Annotated in this window: 5 protein-coding genes; 1 reads left to right on the top strand and 4 read right to left on the bottom strand. The window is 44.9% G+C overall.

What is annotated here, in order from left to right; translation table 11 throughout:
• From QZ327_RS14170 to rpsU, 4 genes are all read right to left on the bottom strand, one after another.
• The coding region (locus QZ327_RS14170) for a GTP-binding protein (RefSeq protein ID WP_289126614.1) at window positions 1-315 on the bottom strand (315 nt) is incomplete at its 3' end.
• Between the two features lie 231 nt (window positions 316-546).
• Window positions 547-846, bottom strand: coding sequence for a ribosome-associated translation inhibitor RaiA (gene raiA, locus QZ327_RS14165; protein ID WP_294620358.1), 300 nt, complete (start codon window positions 844-846; stop codon window positions 547-549).
• 16 nt (window positions 847-862) lie between these two features.
• On the bottom strand, window positions 863-1747 hold the full coding sequence (gene xerC, locus QZ327_RS14160; RefSeq protein WP_294620356.1) for a tyrosine recombinase XerC: 885 nt from the start codon (window positions 1745-1747) through the stop codon (window positions 863-865).
• 70 nt (window positions 1748-1817) lie between these two features.
• Window positions 1818-2009 carry a 30S ribosomal protein S21 gene (gene rpsU / locus QZ327_RS14155; RefSeq protein ID WP_002558090.1) on the bottom strand — a complete coding sequence of 64 codons (192 nt, stop codon included), beginning with the start codon at window positions 2007-2009 and terminating at the stop codon, window positions 1818-1820.
• 356 nt (window positions 2010-2365) lie between these two features.
• On the opposite strand from rpsU, the gene QZ327_RS14150 reads away from it, so the two are divergent.
• On the top strand, window positions 2366-4150 hold the full coding sequence (locus QZ327_RS14150) for an aminopeptidase P family protein (RefSeq protein ID WP_294620350.1): 1785 nt from the start codon (window positions 2366-2368) through the stop codon (window positions 4148-4150).
• Window positions 4151-4251: the final 101 nt, after the last annotated feature.

Here is a 4251-nt window from a genome sequence, read left to right as displayed (position 1 = left end):
TACGATAATAGCACCGTCCATCTGAGCAGCACCAGTTACCATGTTCTTTACGTAGTCGGCGTGACCCGGACAGTCTACGTGTGCATAGTGACGGTTAGCTGTTTCGTATTCTACGTGAGAAGTATTGATAGTGATACCTCTTTCTTTTTCTTCAGGAGCGTTATCGATAGAATCGAAAGAACGCAATTCTGAAAGACCTTTCTTTGCCAACACTGTAGTGATAGCAGCAGTCAACGTGGTTTTACCGTGGTCAACGTGACCAATTGTACCAATGTTTACGTGCGGTTTGGTACGTTCAAATTTCTCTTTAGCCATAGCTTTACTTGTTATTTATTTGATTAATAATCAGCTTTTACATCTTTATGAGCTGTTACCGGGACTTGAACCCGGGACCTCTTCCTTACCAAGGAAGTGAGATTACAAATCACGTGCTCTGGCCAACTGAGCTAAAGAGGCAAACTTAAAAATGCAACCGCAACGTTAATGTAAGCGAAACGGCTGCAAATTTAGGCATTTATTTTTTACCCGCAAAATTTTAGCGGAATTTTATTTACTCCGTTGCTTTTCCTTGTATTTAACCAGTTGTTTTTCCAATGCTTCCAGGCAAAGATCGACCGCTTCTTCAAACGTGTCGCAGACTTTATTGGCATAAAGCTCACCGTTAGGAACCATTACTTTCACTCCGGCCTCCTTGTTTTCGGCCGTCTCCGGTTTAACTACCTTTAATGACACCTCTACTTTCTCTATATCGTCGTAAAATTTCTCCAACTTGGCAGCCTTTTTCTGAATAAAAGACTGCAACTGCTCTGACGCGTCAAAGTGAATTGATTGAATTCTAACTATCATACTTACCTCCTTTTCTTTAGGCTCGAGGATGAGCCTGATTATACACTTTTTTAAGTTCCTCAAAAGTGGTATGTGTATAAATCTCCGTCGTTGCCAAACTTTCGTGCCCAAGCAGTTCTTTTATCGAACCCAATTCAGCACCATTGTTAAGCATAGCCGTCGCAAAGGTATGCCGCAACACATGGGGACTTCTTTTTTTTACAGTTACCACTTTCGACAGGTTCCGTTTCACAATACATGCTACGATACTACGGCTAAGCCGCTCCCCGTTCTTTCGAACAAAAAAAGCATCCGAACAAACCGGGAACAATTCATTCCGCACATTGACATATTCCTGCATAGAACACCCCAACTCCTCATCGAAAGGTATCAGACGCTGTTTATTCCGCTTTCCCGTCACTTTGATAAGAGAAGCCGAATAATCAATATCCTTATCATCCAAACCGATTAATTCCGAAAGCCGCATGCCTGTCGCATAAAACATTTCGATAATCATACGGTCGCGATGCCCTTCAAATCCCTCCCCGAAGTCCACATCATCCAGCAACCTATCCATTTCACCTTCCCTCAGAAACACCGGAAGCGGCTTTCTCTTTTTCGGTCCCGTCACTTTCCGCAACGGATCCGCATCAACCACCCCTTTCCTTAAAAGGTACTTATAATAAGTACGGACCGAACTCAACTTTCGGTTTATCGTATTAGACGCATATCCCTTGTCCATCAAAGAAGCAATCCACTCACGGACAAGCTCCGCATCCACATCCGATGGAGTCAAATCTCCCAACAGCTCCTCACCAAACTTCTGCAATTCAAGTATATCCGCCCGATAGTACGCTACGGTACCTCTGGAATAATTCCGTTCATACAGAAGATAGTCAAGAAAAGAATCTGTCAACAACATATCGCCACATCTAAATCATGCAACGAATGTATGAAAAAGAATCCAATAATTCAAAAGAAATTACGAATTATTAATCTTCTACTTGTTGAAGCTGCTGAACGTAAACCGCACGTTCCTTCTTAAGTCTTTTAGTCACAGACGGTTTATCAAACTGTTGTCTGCTTCTCAACTCTTTAACGATACCGGTCTTCTCGAATTTTCTTTTAAATTTCTTCAGCGCTTTCTCAATGTTTTCGCCTTCTTTTACAGGTACTACAATCATTTTTTTGTTTTTAAAAATTAATGGTTTTATAAAATCTCACGATTAAATTGAGCGGCAAAATTACACATACTTTCTTTATTCACAAAACTTTCGGCTAAAAAAACGACAAATCCGGCACAAATTACACATACCGGAACCGGATAAGAAATAATTCAGGAAACATTTATCAATCAACCTTTTGCATTACGACCGGATGTATCGGGACCATATAAGCCTGCATAATCATACTTTTCAGGCACAGATAACAGCCCGGCCTACAAACATAAAATAGCCCGATGTGCTCCGTAATTGAACTAAAGTGAGTATCTTTGAGAGCATTAAACGATTCCTTATCATTTAACAACACCTTATGTAGTATGAATTCAATAATAAACGAACGCATTGCCGCCCTGCGGACACACATTGCCGGAGAGAATATCCAGGCATTCATCATTCCAAGCACAGACCCCCACCTTAGTGAATATGTAGCCCCCCATTGGCAGTCGAGAGAATGGATTTCCGGTTTCACGGGTTCTGCCGGCACGGTAGTTGTCACGGCAAAAGATGCAGGCTTATGGACAGACTCCCGCTACTTCCTGCAAGCAGCCCGGCAAATAGAAGGAAGCGGAATCACACTGTATAAAGAGATGCTGCCCGAAACTCCGGGCATTCCCGCATTCTTGAGCTCGCACCTGCGGAAAGGCGACACTGTAGGCGTGGATGGGAAAATGTTCTCTGCCGAAGAGGTAAAATACCTGCAACAGGAATTGGAGAAAAGCGGCATTCATGTAAAAAGCATTGCCGACCCTATGCAACTGCTATGGAACGACCGTCCTCCGATGCCGTTGGCTCCGGCATTTGTCCATGACATAAAGTATGCAGGCAGGAGTTTTACAGAGAAGCTGTCAATGGTCCGCAAGGAAATGGAAGCGGCAAACGCAGAATCTTTACTGCTGCCGGCATTGGACGAGATAGCCTGGTTGCTGAATATCCGGGGGAACGATGTGCATTGCAATCCGGTCGTGGTGAGCTATCTGCTGATTGAGAAAGATGAGGTACATTACTTCATCCATCCGCAAAAGCTCACCGCCGAATTAACCTCATACTTCAGCGCAAACCATATCTCCGTGCACACCTACGAAGAAATAGAAGATTATCTCGGCAACATCCATGCGAAGAGCATACTGGTAAATTCCGCCAAAACCAACCATGCCATTTATTCGGCAATCCGTCCTGGGTGCCGGATTATCGACAGAGTGTCGCCCGTAACCCTACTGAAAGCCATCCGCAACGAACAGGAGATAGCCGGCATACACGCGGCGATGCAAAGAGACGGCATAGCTTTAGTCAAGTTTCTGATGTGGCTGGAAAAAGCGGTCCCCACAGGACAGGAAACAGAAATCAGCGTGGACAGAAAGTTGCATGCGTTTCGTTCCGCACAACCGCTCTATATGGGAGAAAGCTTTGACACGATTGCCGGCTATAAAGAGCACGCCGCCATCGTACACTATGAGGCGACTCCCGAAACGGATGTGACACTGAAACCGGAAGGCTTCCTGTTACTGGACTCCGGAGCGCAATACCTCGATGGAACCACGGACATAACCCGTACCATCGCACTCGGCAATCTGACAGAGGAAGAAAAAACAGACTACACCTTAATATTAAAGGGACATATCGCACTGGCAACGGCGGTATTCCCCGAAGGCACCCGCGGGGCACAACTGGATGTGTTGGCACGCATGCCGATATGGAAACGGCACATGAACTACCTGCATGGGACGGGACATGGAGTAGGCCACTTCCTCAACGTGCACGAAGGACCGCAAAGCATCCGGATGAACGAGAACCCCATTGCCCTGCAACCGGGCATGATTACCTCCAACGAACCGGGCGTGTACAAAGCCGGCAACCACGGTATACGTACCGAAAACCTGGTATTGACCGTTCCTGCGGGCGAAGGCATGTTCGGCAACTACCTGAAGTTCGAGACAATCACCCTATGCCCCATCTGCCAAAAAGGCATTATCAAGGAATGGCTGACACCCGAAGAAACCGAATGGTTGAACGAATACCACCGTACGGTGTATGAAAAACTGTCACCGGACTTGAACAATGACGAAAGAGAATGGTTGAAAGAGGCGTGTAGCGCGCTGAATTAATTTTGAATTATGAATTTTAAATTTTGAGTGAGACGGCGATACCGATTTCTATTTATTATCTATAATTCATAATTCATAATTCATAATTCATAATTCATAAT

This window comes from uncultured Bacteroides sp. (assembly GCF_910578895.1).
Taxonomy (GTDB): domain Bacteria; phylum Bacteroidota; class Bacteroidia; order Bacteroidales; family Bacteroidaceae; genus Bacteroides.
The sequence above is the reverse complement of the archived record's forward strand: the minus strand, read 5'-3'. Positions and strand labels throughout refer to the sequence as shown.